This is a genomic window from Mycobacterium sp. NPDC003449 (assembly GCF_053588415.1).
In genome coordinates this window covers 1-20,144 of the sequence record NZ_JBSFPX010000144.1, presented here as the reverse complement: position 1 = coordinate 20,144, position 20,144 = coordinate 1, and the positions used below count along the sequence as shown (strand labels likewise).

The window sequence follows — 20,144 nt, the reverse complement described above, 5'->3', positions numbered from 1 at the left end:
CCAACTCCCTGGCCTTGCGCGCGGCCAGACGGGCCTGCGCCGACGAAACCGCTTTGTTCACAACGGTTTTTGCTTCCGCGGGGTTAGGCGCCGAGGATCAGCCCCTCGACGGCCGCCTCCAGCGCGTCCGGCGACACCGCCGACAGGGAGGTGACGACCTTGGTGGCCTTGTCGAGCGCGCGGGCCGCGTTACCCGCCGCGCGGCGGATCGCGTCGGTGGACCATTCCTCATCCGATTTGCCGAGACCGACGGCCAGCACACTCGCGACCGGAAGTGATCCGACCACCAGCCGGTGGGTCTGGCCCTCCCCGCCCGTGGCGCCGAGCGCCCGCAGGCCGGACTCGATCTCGGCCAGCGCATCGTCGCCCAGGTAGGGCGCGTCGGCGAGGACCCGGGGGCCGGAATCGCCGCCGGCCACTCCGATGACGAGGACGGCGCCTGCGCTGCCCTTGCCGGGCAGTGACGAGCTGACGGTGACGGTGGGGGCCTGGTAGCCGGGTGCGCTGCTCACCCGGTTCAGACTAGTCAGCCCCGTCGAGGCGGAGCGCAAAGGCCGGGACCGGCCGGTCGAACCCTTTGAGCGTGAGCGCCTCCTGCTCGACGACGGGCCGATCCGGCAGCGCATCGCGCACCGCGGTGGAGACCAGCACCTGCCCCGGTTCGGCGGATTCGACGAGCCGGGCCGCCAGGTTCACCGAATTGCCGAAGTAGTCGCCGCTGATGGCCAGCACGGTGCCGAAGTCCAGGCCGGCCCGCACCCGCACGTGGGCCTGTCTGGCCCGCGGATGCCGCACCAGGTCGACCGCGGCCTTGACCAGGAGCTCCGGGGTCGAGCTCACCCACATCACGGCGTCCCCGATGAACTTGACCACCCGGCCGCCGTCGGCGTGCACCACATCGGCGGTGACCGCGCTGAACTCGTTGAGCAGCCGGGTCAACTCGGCGGTGGTGAGCATCTGGGTCAGCGCGGTGAATCCGGACAGATCGGCGAAACCTATGCCGCACAACACATTCGCCGAACCGTCGCGGACCACGTGTTCGAAGTAGGTGCGGGTGCTCATCAGGTGGTGGCGGTGAAAGGCGTCCATCATCGCCCCGATCCGCGGGATGAACGCGGCGGCCGCGCGGTAGGCCTGCGCCGTCGCGAGTTCATCGCCGGACAGGTCGACCCGGATCTCGGGGGAACCGGTCCGGATCATCGACGATTCGGCCTCCGAGATCCGGGCCAGACCGGAGCCGATCACCCGCAGCAGACCCGTCGCGGCCTCGTCGCCGAGCAGCGCGCGCATCTCGGCCCAGGTACGCAGCCCGTCCACATCGGCCTGGCTCAGCGCCCGCACCTCCGGACCGGCCACGGTCAGGCCGAGGGCGGCCCACGCGCGTTCGACGTCGGCGACCGGCAGGCCAAGAGCGGCCGCGGCCGAGGTCAGGCTGTGCACCGGCGGCCCGGTCGCCTGCAGGGCATCGCCGGCCAGCCCGAACAGCCGGTCCCGGCGCTCGGCGTCGACCATCTGCTCGGTGCTGAACCCGAGCCCGTCGAGATAGGCGATCAGCGCGGCCCGCCCACGGGCGTCGGCGATCCCCGCGGCCTCGAGCGCGTCGAAGTCGACCACCCGCCAAGTGTGGCAGTCCGCCACCGCCACCCGGGGTCGGATTAGGGTGAGCTCGTGAGTGACGACCTGCTGCACGGACCGCTGGAAGACCGCCACCGCGAGCTGGGGGCCAGCTTCGCCGAGTTCGGCGGGTGGCTGATGCCGGTGTCGTATGCGGGCACCGTCGCCGAACACACCGCCACCCGCACCAGCGTCGGCCTGTTCGACGTGAGCCACCTCGGCAAGGCCCTGGTGCGCGGGCCCGGCGCGGCCGCCTACGTCAACTCCGCGTTCACCAACGACCTCGGCCGGATCGGCCCGGGAAAGGCGCAGTACACCCTGTGCTGCACCGACTCCGGTGGAGTGATCGATGATCTGATCGCCTACTACGTCTCCGACGACGAGATCTTCCTGGTGCCGAACGCGGCCAACACCGCGGCCGTGGTCGCCGAGCTGCAGCGGCACGCCCCCGCGGGCCTGGCCGTCACCGACGAGCACCGCTCCTATGCGGTACTGGCGGTGCAGGGCCCGAAATCGGCAGAGGTGCTCGACGGGCTCGGGCTGCCCACCGATATGGACTACATGGGTTTCGCGGACGGGGAGATCGACGGCGTCCGAATCCGGGTCTGCCGCACCGGCTATACCGGTGAACACGGCTACGAGCTGTTACCGCCGTGGGACGGCGCGGGCCCGGTGTTCGACGCGCTCGCGCGGGCCGTGCGGGCCGCCGGGGGAGAGCCGGCCGGGCTCGGCGCCCGCGACACCCTGCGCACCGAGATGGGTTACCCGCTGCACGGTCACGAGTTGTCGCCGGACATCTCGCCGTTGCAGGCCCGCTGCGGCTGGGCGATCGGGTGGAAGAAGGACGCGTTCTGGGGGCGCGACGCGCTGCTGGCCGAGAAGCAGGCCGGGCCCGCGCGGGTGCTGCGCGGGCTCAGGGCGCTCGGCCGCGGGGTGCTGCGCGCCGACCTCGCGGTGCTCGGCGGCCCGGGGGCGGGGGACACCCGGATCGGCGTCACCACATCGGGAACCTTCTCTCCCACTTTGAAAGCCGGGATCGCACTGGCGTTGCTCGACACCGCCCACGACATCGCCGACGGTGCCCACGTCACGGTCGACGTCCGGGGCAGGGCCGTGGAGTGCGAGGTCGTCAAGCCACCTTTTGTGGACGCCAAAACTCGCTAGCCGCGGGTTATACAATCGCCGTATGACCGAAGGCCCCCTCGAATTCAAGCTTGCCCGCAACACGTCACCGGCAAGCGATGAGGTAAGGGACGGCATCCTCGCCGACCCCGGGTTCGGCAGATTCCACACCGACCACATGGTGTCGATCGATTACACCGAGGGACGCGGCTGGCACGACGCGCGGGTGATCCCGTACGGCCCGATCGAGCTGGATCCGTCGGCGATCGTGCTGCATTACGCTCAGGAGATCTTCGAGGGGCTCAAGGCCTACCGCTGGGCCGACGGCTCCATCGTGTCGTTCCGGCCGCAGGCCAACGCCGCCCGGTTGCGGACCTCGGCCCGCCGGCTGGCCATCCCCGAACTCCCCGAGGCGGCGTTCCTGGAATCGCTGCGCCAGCTGATCGCCGTCGATGCGCAATGGGTGCCCGCGGCCGGTGGTGAGGCGTCGCTGTACCTGCGTCCGTTCGTCATCGCCACCGAGCCGGGGTTGGGGGTCCGCCCGGCCGACCAGTACCGCTACCTGGCCATCGCATCGCCGGCGGGGGCCTACTTCAAGGGTGGCGTCAAACCGGTCAGCGTGTGGCTCTCGCACGAGTACGTGCGGGCCTCACCCGGCGGTACCGGCGCGGCCAAGTTCGGCGGCAACTACGCGGCCTCACTGCTGGCCCAGGCGCAGGCCGCCGACAACGGGTGCGATCAGGTGGTGTGGCTGGACGCCATCGAACGCCGCTACGTCGAGGAGATGGGCGGGATGAACCTGTTCTTCGTGCTCGGCAGCGGTGGTTCGGCGCGCCTGGTCACCCCCGAGCTGTCGGGTTCGCTGCTACCGGGCATCACCCGGGACTCGTTGCTGCAGTTGGCCACCGACGCCGGATTCGCGGTCGAGGAACGCAAGATCGACGTCGACGAATGGCAGAAGAAGGCGGCCGCGGGCGAGATCACCGAGGTGTTCGCGTGCGGTACCGCCGCGGTGATCACCCCGGTGTCCCACGTCAAACACCGCGATGGCGAATTCACCATCGCGGAAGGACAGCCCGGCGAGATCACCATGGCGCTGCGCGACACCCTGACCGGGATTCAGCGCGGAACCTTCGCCGACACCCACGGCTGGATGTCGCGGCTGAACTAGCCGATCGCGAGACCGACGGCGGTGAGCGTCGTCGTCACCTCGACGGCGGCCCCGAGCACATCGCCGGTGATGCCGCCGAAACGCCGCACGCAGTGTCCGACCAGGACCACCGACGCGCCGACCGCGATCAGGACGACGACGGGGCCCTGCCACATCCGCGGGTCCGCCCATGCCGCGAGCACGGTGACGGCGGCCAGCCAACCCGCGACCACGACCGCCGGCTGGGTGGCGGCCACCGCGGCACCCAGCGAGCTGCCCGGCGCCGCGGGAACCGACCGCCGGCACGCCGCCAGCGCCGCCACCCGGCCCGCCGTCACCGCGGTGATCACCGCCACCGGGCCCAGCTGGGTGAACGCGAACGCCTGGGCGGCGATGGTCACCACCACCGCCGCGACGCCGAACGGCCCCGCCGAACCCTCGCGCATCACCTGCAGCGCCCGATCCGGTGGGCCGTAGCAGCCAAGGGCGTCGACGGTGTCGCAGAACCCGTCGATGTGCAGGCCGCGGGTGGCCGCCAGCAGCACCGCGACGGCAAGCAGGCCGGGTAGGGGATTGCCCGCGGCGAACGCCCACTGGCCTGCCGCCAGCACGCCGGCGGCCAGCCCGCCCAGGGCCAGGCCGACCAGCGGCAGCGCGGTCAGGGTGCCCCGGCCCAGCGCCGCCCGCGACCGCACCGGCAACACCGTGCCGAACGCGAAAGCCGAAGCGACGGAGCCGATCACGGAGTGGTGTCTTCGGCGATCCCGGCCTCGTCGAAAGTGGCCATCGAGGTCAGCGTGGCGATCCCGGCCCGCAGGATCGGCAGGGCGATCGCCGCGCCGGTGCCCTCACCAAGCCGCATGCCGAGATCGACGATCGGATCGAGCGCAAGGCGGTTCAGCGCCAGCGTGTGGGCGGGTTCGGTGGAGCGGTGCCCGGCCTGCCACCAGGCCCTGGCGCCCGGCGCCATCAGGTCGGCGACCAGCGCCGCCGCCGTCACCACCACGCCGTCGAGCAGCACCGGGGTCCGGCGCACCGCGGCCTGGGCGCAGAACCCGGCCATCGCGGCCAGATCCGGGCCGCCGCACACCCGCAGCAGCCCGGCCGGATCGTCGAGCACGTGGCGGGCCCGGTAGAGCGCATCGCGCACGGCGCTGGTCTTGCGCATCCACCCCGGATCGTCGATGCCGGTGCCGCGCCCGACCACCGCGACCGGTTCGGCCCCGGTGAGCGCCGCGATCAGCGTGGTCGCCGCGGTGGTGTTGCCGATGCCCATATCGCCCGCGATCAGCAGATCGGCGCCGGCGTCGACCTCCTCGTCGGCGATCCGCCGGCCCGCCGTGACTGCGGCCGCGGTCTCCGCATCGGTCATGGCGTCCTCGACCGCGATGTTGCCCGACCCGCGGCGCACCTTGTGGGCGCCGATGGCGGGGGAGCGCGGCTGCGGGCAGTCGACGGCGATATCGGCGACCCGCACCGATGCGCCCGCGACCTCGGCCAGCACGTTGATCGCGGCGCCGCCGGCCTCGAAGTTGGCCACCATCTGGCCGGTGACCGCGCTCGGGAACGCCGAGACACCCGCCGCGGTGACGCCGTGGTCCCCGGCGAACACCACGATCCGCGGCCGGGTCAACCCGCGGGGCGGACAGCTGCCCTGGCAGGCCGCCGCCCACACCGAGAGCTCTTCGAGCCGGCCCAGCGATCCGGGCGGTTTGGTCAGCCGGGCCTGGCGCTCACGCGCCTCGGCGGCCACCGCCGGGTCGGGCGGGGTGATCGGGGGGAAGGCGGCGTCCGGCGTCAAGAGACCGTGTCGCCGCGGTTGACGACCGGGCGCGGCGCCCGCATCCGGCGCAGCTGGGAGGCCCGGCTGGCGGCGTAGAACCCGAGCTTCCAACCGCTCTCGGTGTTGCCGGGGAACTTCTCGTCGACCATCCGGTTCACCTTGCGCCCGACGATGACCCCGTCGATCGCCATGACGACGACCAGCACCAGCATCGCGTAGGACAGGATCTGCTGGAACTGCACCGCGGGCAGCGCCAGCATGAAGAAGATCATCGCGAGTGCCGCCGGCATGAACAGGCCGAGCGCATTGCGGCGGGCGTCGACGATATTGCGGACATAGCGGCGCTCGGGCCCCTTGTCGCGGGGCAGCAGGTAGGCGTCCTCACCCGCCATCATCCGTTCCCGGCGATCGGACATATCGGCCCGCCGGGTCAGTCGTTCGGCCTTGCGCTCCTCCTTGGACAGCTTCGGCCCGCGCATCTCCTTGCGCCGCTTGCGGGCCTCCGAGGAGGTCATCGGCGCGGGTGCGACCGGCCCGCGCCGCCTGGCGGCCTCGCTGCGTTTGGGCGTCGGACGACCCTTGGGGGCGGTGGTGGCGGCACCGTCACCCACGCCGGCATCCTCGGAGGCGTCCCGGGGAGCGGTGTCGGTCCCGGTGGCCTCGTCGTTGTCGCCGTCGTCGTCCTTTTTGCGGCCCAGCAGCTTCACGCCAGCCAGGTTAGCGGGTGCGGGCGCCAGGTCCGGGCCTGGGATGGGTGGGAATAGCGGCAGAAGGAGGTACCGTTGACGTAGTGGACACTTAGGCATGCCCGGGTGTTCCTGCGGATTTCGGCATCGGCGATGCCCAGCGATGTTTAGGGAGACTAATGAGCGCGAATGCGACCACCACCGAAACCCACGGCGTGACCCTGTCGGAGGCCGCCGCGGCCAAGGCGAAGGCGCTGCTGGACCAGGAAGGCCGCGACGACCTGGCGCTGCGGATCGCCGTACAGCCGGGTGGTTGCGCGGGCCTGCGCTACAACCTGTTCTTCGACGACCGGACCCTCGACGGCGATCTGACCGCGGAGTTCGGCGGCGTCACCCTCACCGTCGACCGGATGAGCGCACCGTATGTGCAGGGCGCCACCATCGACTTCGTTGACACCATCGAGAAGCAGGGCTTCACGATCGACAACCCGAACGCCACCGGCTCCTGCGCCTGCGGCGACTCCTTCAACTGAGCCGGGCGGGCGGGCGGTGCCGCGTGAGTCAGTACTGACCGCCGGTTCGTAGCACGTACGAACACACCAGCGCCTCCTGGTCGGGGCCGTGATTCTCGACCAGGATCTGCGCGATTCCCTGCTGTTCCTCGCTGGGCGGGCGCTGCCTGCCCCGGGTCGACCCCTTGGCCGGGTCCACCTTCATCGTGAACAGCACCTGGGCCTGGGTCGTCGACCACGGCACGATCTTGTCGATGCTGACCACCTCGGCGCTGCTGAACTGCTTGCGGAAGGCGTCGCCGGCCAGGCCGGCGACCGCCAGGTCGGCCCGGCGTTCCTTGACCTCGTCGTACAACCCGCACAGGGTGTGGCGGGCGACCGTCTCGTCGTCGCCTGAGGTCAGCGCGGTCAGATACTCCTGGACGGCGGCCTTGGCCTGGTCGTCGGACAGCACCCGGGGCTCGTCGCCGGCCCGGCGGGCCGCGACCACCACCACGGCCGCCACCGCGACCAGCGCCACCGCCACGAGCACGGTGGCCGCGATCTTGGGCCAGCGACGCCGCTTCGGGTAGGGCACCGGAGGCGGCAGCATGCCGGGATAAGCCGACGGCATCTGCTCCGGATACTGGTGGGGCGGAACGGATTCGGGGTACTGGTAGGTACCAGTCATTAACAGGCTCCCCGGGTGATCTGGAGGTGGGTCATCCGTCTACGGTGACCGGGCATACGGTTATACGCAGGTTAGCGCAAGCGGCCGAGTGGGGACCGTGAGCGCCACCCGCACCCGGGTGGCGCGCGTAGTCTTACATAGCCGACTTAACCAAATGAAGGGGACGCTTCGTGACCATCGCCGTGACCGGATCCATCGCGACCGACCATCTGATGAAGTTTCCCGGCAAGTTCTCCGAACAGCTGCTGGCCGACCATCTGCAGAAGGTGTCGCTGAGCTTCCTGGTCGACGAGCTGGTCATCCACCGCGGCGGCGTCGCGGGGAACATGGCGTATGCGATCGGCGTGCTCGGCGGTGATGTGGCGCTGGTCGGCGCGGTCGGCAAGGACTTCGACGACTACCGCGGCTGGTTGACCTCGCACGGCGTGGACTGCGACGGCGTCCTGGTGTCCCCATCGGCCTATACCGCGCGGTTCGTGTGCACCACCGACGAGGACATGGCGCAGATCGCGTCGTTCTACCCGGGCGCGATGTCGCAGGCCCGCGAGATCGCACTCGCCGATCTGGTCGGCCGCGCCGGTAAACCCGAACTGGTCATCGTCGGCGCCAACGATCCCGAGGCGATGTTCCTGCACACCGAGGAGTGCCGCAAGCTTGGGCTGGCCTTCGCCGCCGATCCCTCCCAGCAGCTGGCCCGGCTGTCCGGGGACGAGATCCGCAAACTCATCGACGGTGCCACCTACCTGTTCACCAACGACTACGAATGGGACCTGCTGCTGCAGAAGTCCGGTTGGTCGGAGGCCGAGGTGATGAAGCAGATCGAGCTGCGGGTCACGACGCTGGGGGAGAAGGGCGTCGACATCGTCGGCCGGGACGGGACGTTCGTGCACGTCGACGTCGTGCCCGAAACCCACAAGGACGACCCGACCGGCATCGGCGATGCCTTCCGCGCCGGCTTCCTGACCGGCCGCAGCGCCGGGCTCAACCTGGAGCGCTCGGCGCAGCTGGCCTCGCTGGTCGCGGTGCTGGTGCTGGAGGCGCCGGGCCCGCAGGAATGGGGCTTCGACCGCGACGAGGCGGTCCGGCGCCTGACCGACGCCTACGGCGCCGAGGCCGGCGCCGAGATCGCCGCGGCCCTGGCCTGAGCGCCGCCTAAAGCTGTACCGGGTAGTGCGGTTCGCCGATCTGCGGGGTGACGCTGTGCTCGACGAAGATCGCGTGCCACAGCATGAAGATCAGCACCGTCCACAGCCTGCGGCTGTGATCGCTCACCCCGCCGCGGTGCTCGTCGAGCATGGTGCGCACCGCGCCGAGGTCCACGAACTCGCCGGCCTGTGACGCCCCGACCGTGGCATAGGCCCAGTCCAGCAGCTCGCCGGCGCGCAGCCAGTGCCGGATCGGCACCGGGAAACCCAGCTTCGGCCGGTGCAGCACGTGCGGGGGGATGATCGGCTCAAGCGCCTTGCGCAGCGCGAACTTCGTCGTCGCGCGGGTGATCTTGGCCTCGACCGGCAGCCGGGAGGCGACCGCGAACACCTCGGGATCCAGGAACGGCACCCGCAGCTCCAGCGAGTTGGCCATGGTCATCTTGTCGGCCTTGACCAGGATGTCGCCGCGCAGCCAGGTGAACAGGTCGATGTGCTGCATGCGGGCCACCGGATCCCAGTCCGCCGACTGTGCGTACACCGGGGCGGTCACATCGGCGTGGGTCCAGTCCTCGCGGAAACTGGGCAGCACGGCGCGCAGCTGATCGTCGGAGAAACTGCGGGCGTTGCCGTAATAGCGCTCCTGCAGCGTCAACGAGCCGCGGTGCAGCAGGCTTTTTCCGCGCATGCCCTCAGGAAGCGGTTTGGCCGCCTTGCCCAGCGATTTACGCACCGGACGCGGCAGATAGTCGAACGGCCGCAGCGACAGCGGCTCCCGGTAGATCGTGTAGCCGCCGAACAGCTCGTCGGCCCCCTCGCCGGACAGCACCACCTTGACGTGCTTGCGGGCCTCGCGGGCGATGAAGAACAGCGGCACCAGCGCCGGATCGGCGACCGGCTCGTCGAGGTACCAGACGATCTCGGGAAGCGCCTCGACGAACTCGGCCTGGCTGACCACCTTGGCGACGTGCCGGGCGCCGATCGCCTCCGCGGATGCGACGGCGACGTCGACCTCGGAGAATCCCTCCCGCTCGAACCCGGTGGTGAAGGTGATCAGCCGTGGGTTGTGGCGCATCGCCAGCGCGGCGATCGCCGTCGAATCGATCCCGCCGGACAGGAACGCGCCGACCGTCACATCGGCGCGCATGTGCTTGGCCACCGAATCCTCCAGGACCGCGGTGATCTCGTCGTAGCGGGCCTGTTCGGACCCGGCCGTGAACGGGGTGACGGCGAACTTCGGGACGAAGTAGCGGCTCACCTCGGGGCGCCCGCCCGGACGCAGCCGGGCGTAGCTGCCCGACTCCAGCCTGCGGATACCGCGATGCAGAGTCTCGGGCTCGGGCACGTACTGCAGCACCGTGTAGTGCTGCACGGCCCGCGCGTCGAGGTCGAGGTCGAGTCCCAGCTGGTCGGCCAGATCGAGCAGGCACTTCTTCTCGCTGCCCACCGCGGTGCCGCCCGGCCCGGTCGCCATGAACAGCGGTTTGATGCCGAACGGGTCACGAGCACAGAACAACTCGCGTTCCTGGGTGTCCCACAGCGCGAACGCGAACATGCCGCGCAGCCGGCTCAGGGCGTCGGCGCCCCAGTAGTGATAGGCCGCGACGATGGCCTCACCGTCGCCGTCGGTGTGAAATTGCGCACCGAGACCGCGCAACTCCTCACGGAGTTCGAGGTAGTTGTAGATCTCGCCGTTGAACACCAGCACGTAGCGGTCGGGTGCGTCGGCCGGTCCCCAGCGCAACGGCTGGTGACTGTGGGCGATGTCGATGATGGACAGCCGGTTGAAACCCAGCACCACCGTGGCATCGTCGGCCCCGGTCTCACACCAGGTCCCCGGTTCGTCGGGGCCACGGTGCCGCATCAGATGCGATGCCCCGGCCACCGCGTCGACCAGCCGCGATTCGGTATCCGCGGGACCCCCGTCCTCGGTGGCTCGGGACGGGTCGGTTACCAGGGCCAGGAGTCCGCACACCGCGCCAGTATGCCTAATCGCCGCGGGCCTGCCGACCAGCACCTGGAACCATTCCCCGAGTCGCGTCGCTCCCGCTCGCAGCGACATTCCCGAGTCGCGTCGCTCCCGCTCGCAGGCGTGGTCTACGCTGCGTAGTATTCGCTCACAAACTGACCGCTCGCGGTCGTGAAATACCGATCTAGGAGGCGCCACGTGACACCTCGCGGGCATAAGGCGGTAGCCCGAGCGGCGTTGTTGTCATTGGTCCTGGGTGGCTCGGCGTTACTGCTGAGCGGCTGCAGCTGGACCGACGCTCTGGCGTTGGGCTGGCCGACCGGCATCACGCCCGAGGGCAAACTCAACCGCGAGCTGTGGATCGGCTCGGTGATCGCGTCGTTCGTGGTCGGTGCGATCGTGTGGGCGTTGATCTTCTGGTCGAGCGCGTTCCACCGCAAGAAGAAGACCGACACCGAGCTGCCGCGCCAGTTCGGCTACAACATGCCGCTGGAGCTGGTGCTCACGGTGGTCCCGTTCCTGATCATCTCGGTGTTGTTCTACTTCACCGTGGTGGTGCAGGAGCGCATGCTGCACAAGGACCCCAACCCCGAGGTCGTCATCGATGTGACCGCCTTCCAATGGAACTGGAAGTTCGGTTACCAGAAAGTCGCCTACGCCGACGGCACGTTCAACTACGACGGCGCCGACCCCGAGCGCAAGGCCGCGATGACCTCCAAGCCCGAGGGTAAGGACGCCCACGGCGAGGAGCGCGTCGGCGCGGTGCGCGGTATGAACCCCGAGGACCGCACCTACCTGAACTTCGACAAGATCGAGACCCTGGGCAGCTCCACCGAGATCCCGGTGCTGGTGCTGCCCGCCGACAAGCGCGTCGAGTTCATCCTCAACTCGGCCGACGTGATCCACGGCTTCTGGGTTCCGGAGTTCCTGTTCAAACGCGATGTGATGCCCGACCCGGAGGCCAACCACTCCGACAACGTCTTCCAGGTCAGCAAGATCGAGCAGACCGGGGCATTCGTCGGACGCTGCACCGAGATGTGCGGCACCTACCACTCGATGATGAACTTCGAGGTTCGCGTGGTGGAGCCCAACGACTTCAAGGCCTACATCGACCAGCGCAACGCGGGTAAGACGAACGCCGAAGCCCTGGCCGCGATCAACCAGCCGCCGCTGGCGACGACCACCGAGCCGTTCGACACGCGACGCGGTGAGCAGGTCGGTGCCGCACCGCAGGCGAGCAAGTAGGGGATAGCGCATGCATATTGAAGCCCGGCTGTTCGAGATCCTGACCGCGTTCTTCGCACTCTCCGCGGTGGTGTACGGCGTGCTGACCGCGATGTTCGCCAACGGCGGCGTGGAGTGGGCCGGAACCACCGCCCTGGTGCTGACCACCGGGCTGACCCTGCTCACCGGGACGTTCTTCCGGTTCGTGGCCCGCAGGCTCGACACCCGCCCCGAGGACTACGAGGACGCCGAGATCAGCGACGGCGCCGGTGAACTGGGCTTCTACGCCCCGCACAGCTGGTGGCCGATCATGATCGCGCTGTCCTTCTCCACCGCGGCCGTCGGCGCCGCGCTGTGGCTGCCGTGGCTGATCGCCGCCGGCGTCTGCTTCGTCCTGGTGACCGCGGCGGGCCTGGTCTTCGAGTACTACTGGGGGCCCGAGAAGCACTGACCGTGCCGATCGGCGATGCTGTCGTCCGGACCGGCCAAGGTCACGATCGCGACACCAGTTCGCTCGCCAGCGGTACCGCCGGACTCACCCACGCCGCCCGGTTGGGTAATGTTGCCGGGGCACTGTTATCCGCGATCGACACCGACCCGCGCGGCAGTGAAGTAGTCGAGAAGGATAGGCGTAGATGAGCGGGCCGAATCCCCCGGAACCGGATGGCACCGGTTCGGATTTGCCGGAGCAGCAGCCCGGGCGGCACTCAGCGCCCGAGGAGCCCACGCATGTTGCGGGGACCGACCCCGACACCGGCGAGACCGAGTTCTATTCGCAGGCGTACTCGGCGCCCGAGTCCGAACAGTTCACCAGCGGGCCCTACATACCGGCCGAGGTGGCGCTCTACGACTACGACACCTACGACCCGGCCACCGAGCTGGTCGACCAGCATCCGCCGCCGAAGTGGCCGTGGGTGGTCGGAGTCACCGCCATCATCGCCGCGGTGGCGCTGGTGGCGTCGGTGGCCGTGTTGGTGACCCGGGACGACGACACCTCCAATCTCGCGACGCCACAGTCGAGTACGACATCGTCGGCGCCGCCGGTGCAGGACGAGATCACCACCACCACGACACCGCCGCCGCCCCCTCCGCCCCCGCCACCCAGCAGCGAGGCACCCCCGCCTCCGCCGCCGCCGGAGACCGTGACGGTCACCGAGCCGCCGCCCGCCCCGGCCCCCGCGCCGCCACCACCCGGTGAGCAGGCGCCGCCGCCACCGCCGGAGACGACCGCACCGCCCGCGCCCCCCACGACGACGCGGGCCGGGCCGCGCCAGGTCACCTACTCGGTGACCGGGACGAAGGCGCCCGGCGACATCATCACGATCACCTATGTGGACGGGAACGGGAACCGCCGCACCCTGCGCAACGTCTACATCCCATGGACGTTCACCATGACCCCGATCTCCAACTCCGACGTCGGCTCGGTCGAGGCGTCCAGCCTGTTCCTGGTCAGCAGGCTCAACTGCTCGATCACCGCGAGCGACGGAACCGTGCTGTCCTCCAACGCCAACAACTCGGCCCAGACCGCCTGCTGATGACCAGACCGATGGACGACCTCGACAACACCGACCGCATCCTGCTCGGTGCGTCGGCGGTGGCCTGGCTGGTGGCGCTGGGCGCCGCCGTGGCGGCCATCGTCGCGCTGGTCGACCTCGGCCGCGGCACCGCGCGGGGCGCCGAGGCGGCCGATACGCCGTGGCTGCTGTACACGGTCATCGGGATATCGGTCGCGGTGATCGCCGCGGCCATCCCGCTGCTGCTGCGGGCCAGGGCCCAGGCCGGCGACCGGCGGCCCACCCGACGTCCGGCGCCGGCCCCGGCGCGCAGGGGCGTGTACCCGGGCGCCCCCACGTTGAGCCGGTACGGCCGGGACGGTGCCACGACGGCCGTGGCCGAGCAGCTCCTGCTGCGGTTCACGCTGGCCGTCACCTGTGCGATGGGTGTGGCCACCGCGGCCATCGGACTGGCCACCTACCTGATGGCCACCGAGAGCGATATCGCCGCCTGGTGCTGCTACGGCGTCGCCGGTCTGGTCACCGTCGGCATGGTGGCGCTGCCGGTGGTGGCGCTGCGCCGGCTGGACGCGCCGACCGGGTAGTCACTCGCGCGCCGGACCGGTGGCCGGTCCGCCCCCCGCAATCCGCCTCGCAATCCGCCGCACCTGCCGACCAAAAGCCGATCGCCGCACCCTCTCGGGGGAGAGGCTGCGGCGATCGGGTGGAAACTGGGGGAGCCGGTCAGTGACCGTTGGTCTCCCCGTTTTCGTGGATCCGGTCCTGATGTTCCTTGAGGGCGGTGAGCGCCTTCTGCTCGGACGCGTGCTCCGCCTCGGTGAGCGCATCGTGCTCGACGGCCGGATCGGCGAACAGGAAGCTGCCGGTGCCCGGTGCACCACCCGAGCCGAGCTTGTTCATCCGCTTCGGCAGGGCGGCACCCTGGTACTCCAGCGGGATCGGGTGACCGTGATCGTCGACCGGTCCCAGCGGCTGATGCAGCTCGACGTAGGCGCCGTGCGGCAGCCGCTTGATGATGCCGGTCTCGATGCCGTGCTCGAGGAGCGCGCGGTCGCTGCGCTGCAACGAGACCGCCCACCGGTAGGCGATGTAGTACACGATGCCGGGCAGCACCACCATGCCGATCCGGCCGATCCACGTGGTCGCGTTCAGCGAGATGTGGAACTTCAGCGCGATGATGTCGTTCATCGCCGCCAGGGTCAGCACCATGTAGAACGCGATCGCCATCGCGCCGATCGCGGTGCGCACCGGTGCGTCACGCGGACGCTGCAGCAGGTTGTGGTGCGCGTCGTCGCCGGTGACCTTCTTCTCGATGAACGGGTAGGCGATCAGCAGCATGAACACCAGGCCCATGATCACCGCGACCCAGACCACCGCGGGGATGGTGTGGCCGAACGGGTAGAACTCCCAGGCCGGCCAGATACGCGCCAGACCCTCGGTCCACATCATGTAGAAGTCGGGCTGGCTGCCCGCCGACACCTGAGAAGGTTTGTAGGGGCCCAGGTTCCAGATCGGGTTGATCTGCAGCAGACCGCCCATCAGGCCGAGCACGCCGGTGATCATCGCGAAGTACGCACCCGACTTGACCGCGAACACCGGCATGACGCGCACGCCGACGACGTTGGTCTCGGTGCGGCCGGGGCCGGGGAACTGGGTGTGCTTCTGGAACCACACCAGCGCCAGGTGGGCGCCGATCAGCGCCAGGATGATGCCGGGGATCAGCAGGATGTGCAGTGCGTACAGCCGCGGGATGAGGATCTCGCCGGGGAAGTCGCCACCGAAAAGCGCCCAGTGCAGCCAGGTTCCGATGACCGGCATGCCCAGCGTGATCGAGGACAGCGCGGCCCGCAGCCCGATGCCCGACAGCAGGTCGTCGGGCAGCGAGTAGCCGAAGTAGCCCTCGAACATCGCCAGGATCAGCAGCAGCGATCCGATCACCCAGTTGGCCTCACGCGGGCGGCGGAACGCACCGGTGAAGAAGATGCGGGCCAGGTGCACCATGATCGCCGCGGCGAACATCAGTGCCGCCCAGTGGTGGATCTGCCGCACGAAAAGGCCGCCGCGCACCTCGAAGCTGATGTCGAGTGCGGACTCGTAGGCCCGAGACATCTGGACGCCTCGAAGGGGTTGGTACACACCGTCGTAGGTGACGTGTGCCATCGACGGGTCGAAGAACAGCGTCAGCCAGACGCCCGTGATCAGCAGCACGATGAAGCTGTACAGGGCGATCTCACCCAACAGGAACGACCAGTGGGTGGGGAACACCTTGTTCAGCTGCCGCCGCACCGCCGCGGAGGGGTGGTACCGCGAATCGATCGCATCGCCTTGGGCCGCCGCGATCTTGGCAAGGTCAGGGCTCATGATTTGCGCTCCCAGAATGCCGGTCCGACGGGCTCGATGAAGTCGCCGCCGGCGACCAGATACCCGTCTTTATCGATGGTGATGGGCAGCTGCGCCAACGCGCGCGCAGCCGGACCGAATATGGGCTTTGCGAAATGCAAGGCGTCGAACTGAGACTGGTGGCACGGGCACAGGATGCGGTAGCTCTGCTGCTCGTACAGCGACGACGGGCAGCCCAGGTGCGAGCAGACCTTGGTGAACGCGAACAGCTCGCCGAAGTTGAAGCTCTCCTGGCCTTTTCGCTTGACCACCCGGTGCATGTCGGCCGGTTTGATCCGGATCAGCATGACCGGGTTGCGCACACCCATCGCGATCTCGGTGAGGTGATGCTCGGACTCGACGGTGGTGCCGTCGCCGTCCGATGCGCGCCACGGGAACACCGTCTCCATACCGCCCGCGTCGATGTCCTCGGGCCGCATCTTGACGAACGGCGACTCACCCGGAAGGCCGGTGGCCCTGGCCAGGTAGATGGTCTCGCCGTGGAACCGGGGCGTCCAGCCCGACGTCCACAGCACGGCCTTCTTGCCGTCGGCGGTGGGGACCACGGGTTTCCACGGGTTCTTGATCAGGCCACCGATGAAGGCCACCGCGGTTCCCGCCCCGAAGGCGCCGAGCCCGATGCCCAGCGAAAGACCGACCAGCTTGCGCCGCTTGATCGTCGAACCCTCGAGGGCGTCGGTGAGGTTGGCCGCGACGGTGCTGCGGTGCAGATCCGAGGACCGCCCGTCGTGGCGGTCCTGGACCGAGATCTCCTCGGGGATGAACTTCTTCTGGAACAGCACCGCGCCGACGCCGATGGACAGGATCGACAGGCCGAAGGTCAGCCCGTACAGCGGGGTGGCCAGCGAGTAGATGAACTCGCCATCGGAGCCGAACGGCTTGTACTCCCACGGCCACAGGATGAAGATCAGCAGCAGGGCCAGGCCCGAGAGGCCGCCCAGCACAAGCCAGTACGCGACCGTCCGCTCGGAGCGCTTCTCGGCCTTGGTACCTGCGACCGGCCAGCGCGGCTCCTTGAAGATGGTGTCGACACCGTCGATCTTGCCGCCGAGTTCGACCAGGTCCTCCCGCGACATCGCGGCGAGTTCCGCATCGCTGGGAGTGCCCGCGGCCTGCGGCGTGTTATCGCTCATGCCCGTGCCCCGATCCACATGGCCACACCAATGGCGGCAACGATTCCGATGATCCACATCGCCATGCCCTCCGGCGCCGGGCCGAAGCCGCCGAGGCCGTAACCGCCGTAGGTCGGCGTCTCGGCCGACTCCCGGACGTAGGCGACGATGTCGCGCTTCTCCTCGGGCGAGAGCTGGCGGTCGGAGAACTTGGGCATGTTCTGCGGGCCGGTCAACATCGCGGTGTAGATCTGGGCCGGTTCGGCATCGCTGAGATCGGGTGCGTACTTACCCGAGGACAGCGCGCCGCCCTTACCGGTGAAGTTGTGGCACGACGCGCAGTTGAGCCGGAACAGGTCGCCGCCGCGGGCCACGTCCGGGCCGATCAGCGATTCCTGGGCGACGCCGCCGTGATCGTTGCGGACCAGGGTGGGGCCGCCACCGTTGGCCTGCACGTAGGCGCCGAGCGCATCGATCTGCGACTCGTCGAAGTGCGGGGGTTTCTGCGGGGCCTGCGCCTCGCCGCGCATCGCGGGCATCCGGCCGGTGGACACCTGGAAGTAGACGGCGGCCTCGCCGGTGCCGATCAGGCTCGGCCCGCGGTCGGGCACACCCTGCAGGTTGGCACCGTGGCAGGACACACATGAGGTGTCGAACAGCTGCTTACCGGAGCGCAGCAGCGCCGACTGCGATTCGTCGGCGACCGCGACCTGCGGTGTCGGCGTCAGCGTGGCCGCAGCACCCCCCGCGACTCCGAGGCCGATCAACAGCAGTAGCCCTGCTGACAATCGCCGACGTAGCCGACGGCGCGACTTGCTGGTCATCGAGCTCCTTCTCATCGGACCGATCGGCGAGCCGATCATCTTACGAAGTAGATGGTGGCGAACAGGGCAATCCAGACGATGTCGACGAAGTGCCAGTAGTACGAGACGACTATCGCCGCCGTGGCCTGCGCGGGCGTGAACTTGCTCATTTTCGTGCGGGCCAGCAGGAAGATGAAGGCGACCAGCCCGCCGATCACGTGCAGGCCGTGGAACCCGGTGGCGAGGTAGAAGACCGACCCGTAGGCGCTGCCCGGAATCGTGGTGCCGTGGTCGACCAGGTGCATGTACTCGTACCCCTGGCCGAGGACGAAGAACAGGCCCATCAGGAACGTGAGGACATACCAGCGGCGCAGGCCGAACACGTCGCCGCGCTCGGCCGCGAACACGCCCATCTGGCAGGTGAACGACGACGCGATCAGCACCAGCGTCACCGGTACGGCCAGCGCCAGGTTCAGTTCGGTCGGATGTGGTGGCCAGTCGCCATCGGCTTGGGCGCGCGCCGTGAAATACATCGCGAACAGGCCGGCGAAGAACATCAACTCGCTGGAAAGCCACACGATCGTGCCGACACTGACCATGTTCGGTCTGTTCAGCGAATGCACGCGCGACGTGATGGCGGTTCCCGAGGTCCCTACAGCGCTCGTCACATCCGCAAGTATGACGCTTTGTAGTTGTCGAACTCCACCCGGGTCGAGCAATTGGGCGTGTCCGTGTCGCGGTGACCACGGAGCGGCCGGGGTCACCAGCCCCCGGGCGATAGCATTCGGCGGTGGACACAGGAACCTCGCAGCCGTCGCAGATCTCATCGGGACTCGCGGGCGCGCCGTCCTGGCCGCGGATCCTCGGCCGCCTCACCACGGGTCAGAGCCTGCCCAACGGCCACGCCGCATGGGCCATGGACCAGATCATGACCGGTGTCGCGACGCCCGCACAGATCGCCGGGTTCGCGGTGGCGATGAAGATGAAACGGCCCACCTCGGGCGAGGTGCGCGAGCTGGCCGACATCATGTTGTCGCACGCGCGCCGGGTGCCGACCGACCAGATCGGCACCGACACCGTCGACATCGTGGGTACCGGTGGCGACGGCGCCAACACGGTGAACCTGTCCACCATGGCCGCGATCGTCGTGGCGGCCTGCGGCGTCCCGGTGGTCAAACACGGCAACCGGGCGGCCTCGTCGCTGTCCGGCGGTGCGGACACCCTGGAGGCGCTGGGGGTGCGGATCGATCTCGGGCCCGACGATGTGGCCCGCAGCCTGGCCGAGGTGGGCATCGGGTTCGCGTTCGCGCCCCAGTTCCACCCGTCCTATCGGCACGCGTCGGTGGTGCGCCGCGAGATCGGGGTGCCGACGGTCTTCAATCTGCTCGGCCCGCTGACCAATCCGGCCTCCCCTCGGGCCGGCCTGATCGGCTGCGCCTGGGCCGACCTGGCGGAGGTGATGGCCGGCGTGTACGCCGCCCGCGGCTCCAGCGTTCTGGTGGTGCACGGCGACGACGGTCTCGACGAGCTGACCACCACGACCACCAGCACGATCTGGCGGGTTCAGGCCGGCACCATGGAACGGTTGACGTTCGACCCGGCCGCGTTCGGGTTCCAGCGCGCCGAGATCGGCGAGTTGGTCGGCGGGGACGCCGCGGCCAACGCCGCGGGGGCGCGGTCGGTGCTGGGCGGCGCGAAGGGCCCGGTGCGCGATGCCGTGGTGCTCAACGCCGCCGGGGCGATGGTCGCCCACGCCGGGCTAGCCAGCGACGCCCAGTGGGCGCCGGCCTGGGAGTCGGGCCTGGCCCGGGCCGCCGAGGCGATCGACTCCGGCGCGGCCGAAAAGCTGCTCGCGCGTTGGGTGCGGTTCGGCCAGCAGCTCTGACGGCTCCTGGTGGGCGGCCAGCCGCGCCGAGCGGGCCGTCGCGGCCCACTCCGCGAACCGGCCCGCCGCGCCGATCGGCGACGCATAGCCGGCCTCGGTGCCCTCATCGGTGTGGACGATCCGGACCCCGGGGCGGGCCAGCCAGCGGGCGATGAGAGCGGTCTCCTCGACGAGCGCGCCGCCCAGGGGTGCGCTCGTCGGCAACACCACCTGCGCGGCCGCCCGAATGGCGTCGACGACCGGCATCGGCGGCACCCCGCGGCCCGCGCTGCCCGCCCCGGCCAGCTGCCCGTGCCGGATTACCGCGAAATGCCAGCCGCCGTCCCCATCGCCGTGGGCGGCCACCAGCTCGGGCAGCGCCGCCAGGGCACACAGCCGCTGCCCCCGCCACAGCGCGTCGATGGCGACCGCGGTGTGGTCGCGCATCCTGGCGGCCGTCTCGTACCGGTTGGCCGCGGCCAGCGCGGCGATGTGGGCCAGTGCGTGCTCCAGGGCCGTGCCGTCGGCGCCGTCGACGAGGGCCGCCGCGGCGCGCGGCGCCGACGCGTAGTCGGC

General features: G+C 69.7%; 19 protein-coding genes and 2 pseudogenes. 9 read left to right on the top strand and 12 right to left on the bottom strand.

Annotated elements, in window-relative coordinates; translation table 11 throughout:
- From ACWDTP_RS28090 to ACWDTP_RS28080, 3 genes and pseudogenes are all read right to left on the bottom strand, one after another.
- A pseudogene (locus ACWDTP_RS28090) lies at positions 1 to 85 on the bottom strand (hypothetical protein); the annotation flags it as partial.
- A gap of 1 nt (position 86) precedes the next feature.
- Positions 87 to 512: pseudogene (locus ACWDTP_RS28085) on the bottom strand (M17 family peptidase N-terminal domain-containing protein); the annotation flags it as partial.
- A gap of 10 nt (positions 513 to 522) precedes the next feature.
- Positions 523 to 1,614, bottom strand: a complete 1,092-nt coding sequence (locus ACWDTP_RS28080; protein ID WP_450025924.1) for an adenylate/guanylate cyclase domain-containing protein — start codon at positions 1,612 to 1,614, stop codon at positions 523 to 525.
- 54 nt (positions 1,615 to 1,668) lie between these two features.
- Between ACWDTP_RS28080 and gcvT the strand changes: the two genes are divergently transcribed.
- The gene (gene gcvT, locus ACWDTP_RS28075) at positions 1,669 to 2,778 is read left to right on the top strand and encodes a glycine cleavage system aminomethyltransferase GcvT (RefSeq protein WP_450025922.1); all 1,110 of its coding nucleotides are present in this window, start codon (positions 1,669 to 1,671) and stop codon (positions 2,776 to 2,778) included.
- Between the two features lie 22 nt (positions 2,779 to 2,800).
- The gene (locus tag ACWDTP_RS28070) at positions 2,801 to 3,907 is read left to right on the top strand and encodes a branched-chain amino acid aminotransferase (RefSeq protein WP_450025920.1); all 1,107 of its coding nucleotides are present in this window, start codon (positions 2,801 to 2,803) and stop codon (positions 3,905 to 3,907) included.
- Here the strand turns inward: ACWDTP_RS28070 and ACWDTP_RS28065 are convergent.
- The 3 genes from ACWDTP_RS28065 to ACWDTP_RS28055 are packed head-to-tail and all read right to left on the bottom strand — an operon-like array spanning position 3,904 to position 6,376.
- Positions 3,904 to 4,629: an adenosylcobinamide-GDP ribazoletransferase gene (locus ACWDTP_RS28065; protein WP_450025918.1), complete on the bottom strand. Its 726-nt coding sequence runs from the start codon at positions 4,627 to 4,629 to the stop codon at positions 3,904 to 3,906. The genes ACWDTP_RS28070 and ACWDTP_RS28065 overlap by 4 nt on opposite strands.
- Positions 4,626 to 5,687, bottom strand: coding sequence for a nicotinate-nucleotide--dimethylbenzimidazole phosphoribosyltransferase (gene cobT, locus ACWDTP_RS28060; protein ID WP_450025916.1), 1,062 nt, complete (start codon positions 5,685 to 5,687; stop codon positions 4,626 to 4,628). Before cobT ends, ACWDTP_RS28065 begins: the two co-directional genes overlap by 4 nt.
- Positions 5,684 to 6,376, bottom strand: a complete 693-nt coding sequence (locus ACWDTP_RS28055; RefSeq protein ID WP_450025914.1) for a DUF3043 domain-containing protein — start codon at positions 6,374 to 6,376, stop codon at positions 5,684 to 5,686. Before ACWDTP_RS28055 ends, cobT begins: the two co-directional genes overlap by 4 nt.
- Before the next feature lie 158 nt (positions 6,377 to 6,534).
- On the opposite strand from ACWDTP_RS28055, the gene ACWDTP_RS28050 reads away from it, so the two are divergent.
- Entirely contained in the window at positions 6,535 to 6,888 is a 354-nt protein-coding gene (locus tag ACWDTP_RS28050; protein WP_450025912.1) for a HesB/IscA family protein, read from the top strand.
- A gap of 28 nt (positions 6,889 to 6,916) precedes the next feature.
- On the opposite strand, the gene ACWDTP_RS28045 is transcribed toward ACWDTP_RS28050, so the two are convergent.
- Positions 6,917 to 7,537, bottom strand: coding sequence for an Rv0361 family membrane protein (locus ACWDTP_RS28045; protein WP_450025910.1), 621 nt, complete (start codon positions 7,535 to 7,537; stop codon positions 6,917 to 6,919).
- Positions 7,538 to 7,707: 170 nt separating this feature from the next.
- Between ACWDTP_RS28045 and ACWDTP_RS28040 the strand changes: the two genes are divergently transcribed.
- Positions 7,708 to 8,682 carry a carbohydrate kinase family protein gene (locus tag ACWDTP_RS28040; protein ID WP_450025908.1) on the top strand — a complete coding sequence of 325 codons (975 nt, stop codon included), beginning with the start codon at positions 7,708 to 7,710 and terminating at the stop codon, positions 8,680 to 8,682.
- A gap of 7 nt (positions 8,683 to 8,689) precedes the next feature.
- Here the strand turns inward: ACWDTP_RS28040 and asnB are convergent, their stop codons facing one another.
- Positions 8,690 to 10,657, bottom strand: coding sequence for an asparagine synthase (glutamine-hydrolyzing) (gene asnB, locus ACWDTP_RS28035; protein WP_450025906.1), 1,968 nt, complete (start codon positions 10,655 to 10,657; stop codon positions 8,690 to 8,692).
- Positions 10,658 to 10,888: 231 nt separating this feature from the next.
- Here asnB and ctaC point away from each other — a divergent pair, with 231 nt between their 5' ends.
- The 4 genes from ctaC (at position 10,889) to ACWDTP_RS28015 (ending at position 13,973) form a co-directional block, all read left to right on the top strand.
- Positions 10,889 to 11,896 carry an aa3-type cytochrome oxidase subunit II gene (ctaC, locus tag ACWDTP_RS28030; protein ID WP_450025928.1) on the top strand — a complete coding sequence of 336 codons (1,008 nt, stop codon included), beginning with the start codon at positions 10,889 to 10,891 and terminating at the stop codon, positions 11,894 to 11,896.
- Positions 11,897 to 11,906: 10 nt separating this feature from the next.
- Entirely contained in the window at positions 11,907 to 12,326 is a 420-nt protein-coding gene (locus ACWDTP_RS28025) for a cytochrome c oxidase subunit 4 (RefSeq protein WP_450025904.1), read from the top strand.
- A 184-nt stretch (positions 12,327 to 12,510) separates the two neighbouring features.
- Positions 12,511 to 13,410 carry an MmpS family transport accessory protein gene (locus tag ACWDTP_RS28020; RefSeq protein WP_450025902.1) on the top strand — a complete coding sequence of 300 codons (900 nt, stop codon included), beginning with the start codon at positions 12,511 to 12,513 and terminating at the stop codon, positions 13,408 to 13,410.
- Positions 13,410 to 13,973 carry a DUF2561 family protein gene (locus ACWDTP_RS28015; RefSeq protein ID WP_450025900.1) on the top strand — a complete coding sequence of 188 codons (564 nt, stop codon included), beginning with the start codon at positions 13,410 to 13,412 and terminating at the stop codon, positions 13,971 to 13,973. The genes ACWDTP_RS28020 and ACWDTP_RS28015 overlap by 1 nt, the downstream gene beginning before the upstream one ends.
- Positions 13,974 to 14,112: 139 nt before the next feature.
- Here ACWDTP_RS28015 and qcrB read toward each other — a convergent pair whose 3' ends face one another.
- The 4 genes from qcrB to ctaE are packed head-to-tail and all read right to left on the bottom strand — an operon-like array spanning position 14,113 to position 18,372.
- Positions 14,113 to 15,750, bottom strand: a complete 1,638-nt coding sequence (gene qcrB, locus ACWDTP_RS28010; protein ID WP_450025898.1) for a cytochrome bc1 complex cytochrome b subunit — start codon at positions 15,748 to 15,750, stop codon at positions 14,113 to 14,115.
- On the bottom strand, positions 15,747 to 16,922 hold the full coding sequence (gene qcrA, locus ACWDTP_RS28005) for a cytochrome bc1 complex Rieske iron-sulfur subunit (RefSeq protein ID WP_450025896.1): 1,176 nt from the start codon (positions 16,920 to 16,922) through the stop codon (positions 15,747 to 15,749). Before qcrA ends, qcrB begins: the two co-directional genes overlap by 4 nt.
- Complete coding sequence (gene qcrC, locus ACWDTP_RS28000) at positions 16,919 to 17,740, bottom strand: cytochrome bc1 complex diheme cytochrome c subunit (RefSeq protein ID WP_450025926.1); 822 nt, start codon at positions 17,738 to 17,740, stop codon at positions 16,919 to 16,921. Before qcrC ends, qcrA begins: the two co-directional genes overlap by 4 nt.
- Before the next feature lie 20 nt (positions 17,741 to 17,760).
- Positions 17,761 to 18,372 (bottom strand): aa3-type cytochrome oxidase subunit III, encoded by a 612-nt coding sequence (gene ctaE, locus ACWDTP_RS27995; RefSeq protein ID WP_450025894.1) that lies wholly within the window; start codon positions 18,370 to 18,372, stop codon positions 17,761 to 17,763.
- 122 nt (positions 18,373 to 18,494) lie between these two features.
- Here ctaE and trpD point away from each other — a divergent pair, with 122 nt between their 5' ends.
- On the top strand, positions 18,495 to 19,589 hold the full coding sequence (trpD, locus tag ACWDTP_RS27990; protein ID WP_450025892.1) for an anthranilate phosphoribosyltransferase: 1,095 nt from the start codon (positions 18,495 to 18,497) through the stop codon (positions 19,587 to 19,589).
- The last annotated feature ends 555 nt before the right edge of the window (positions 19,590 to 20,144 follow it).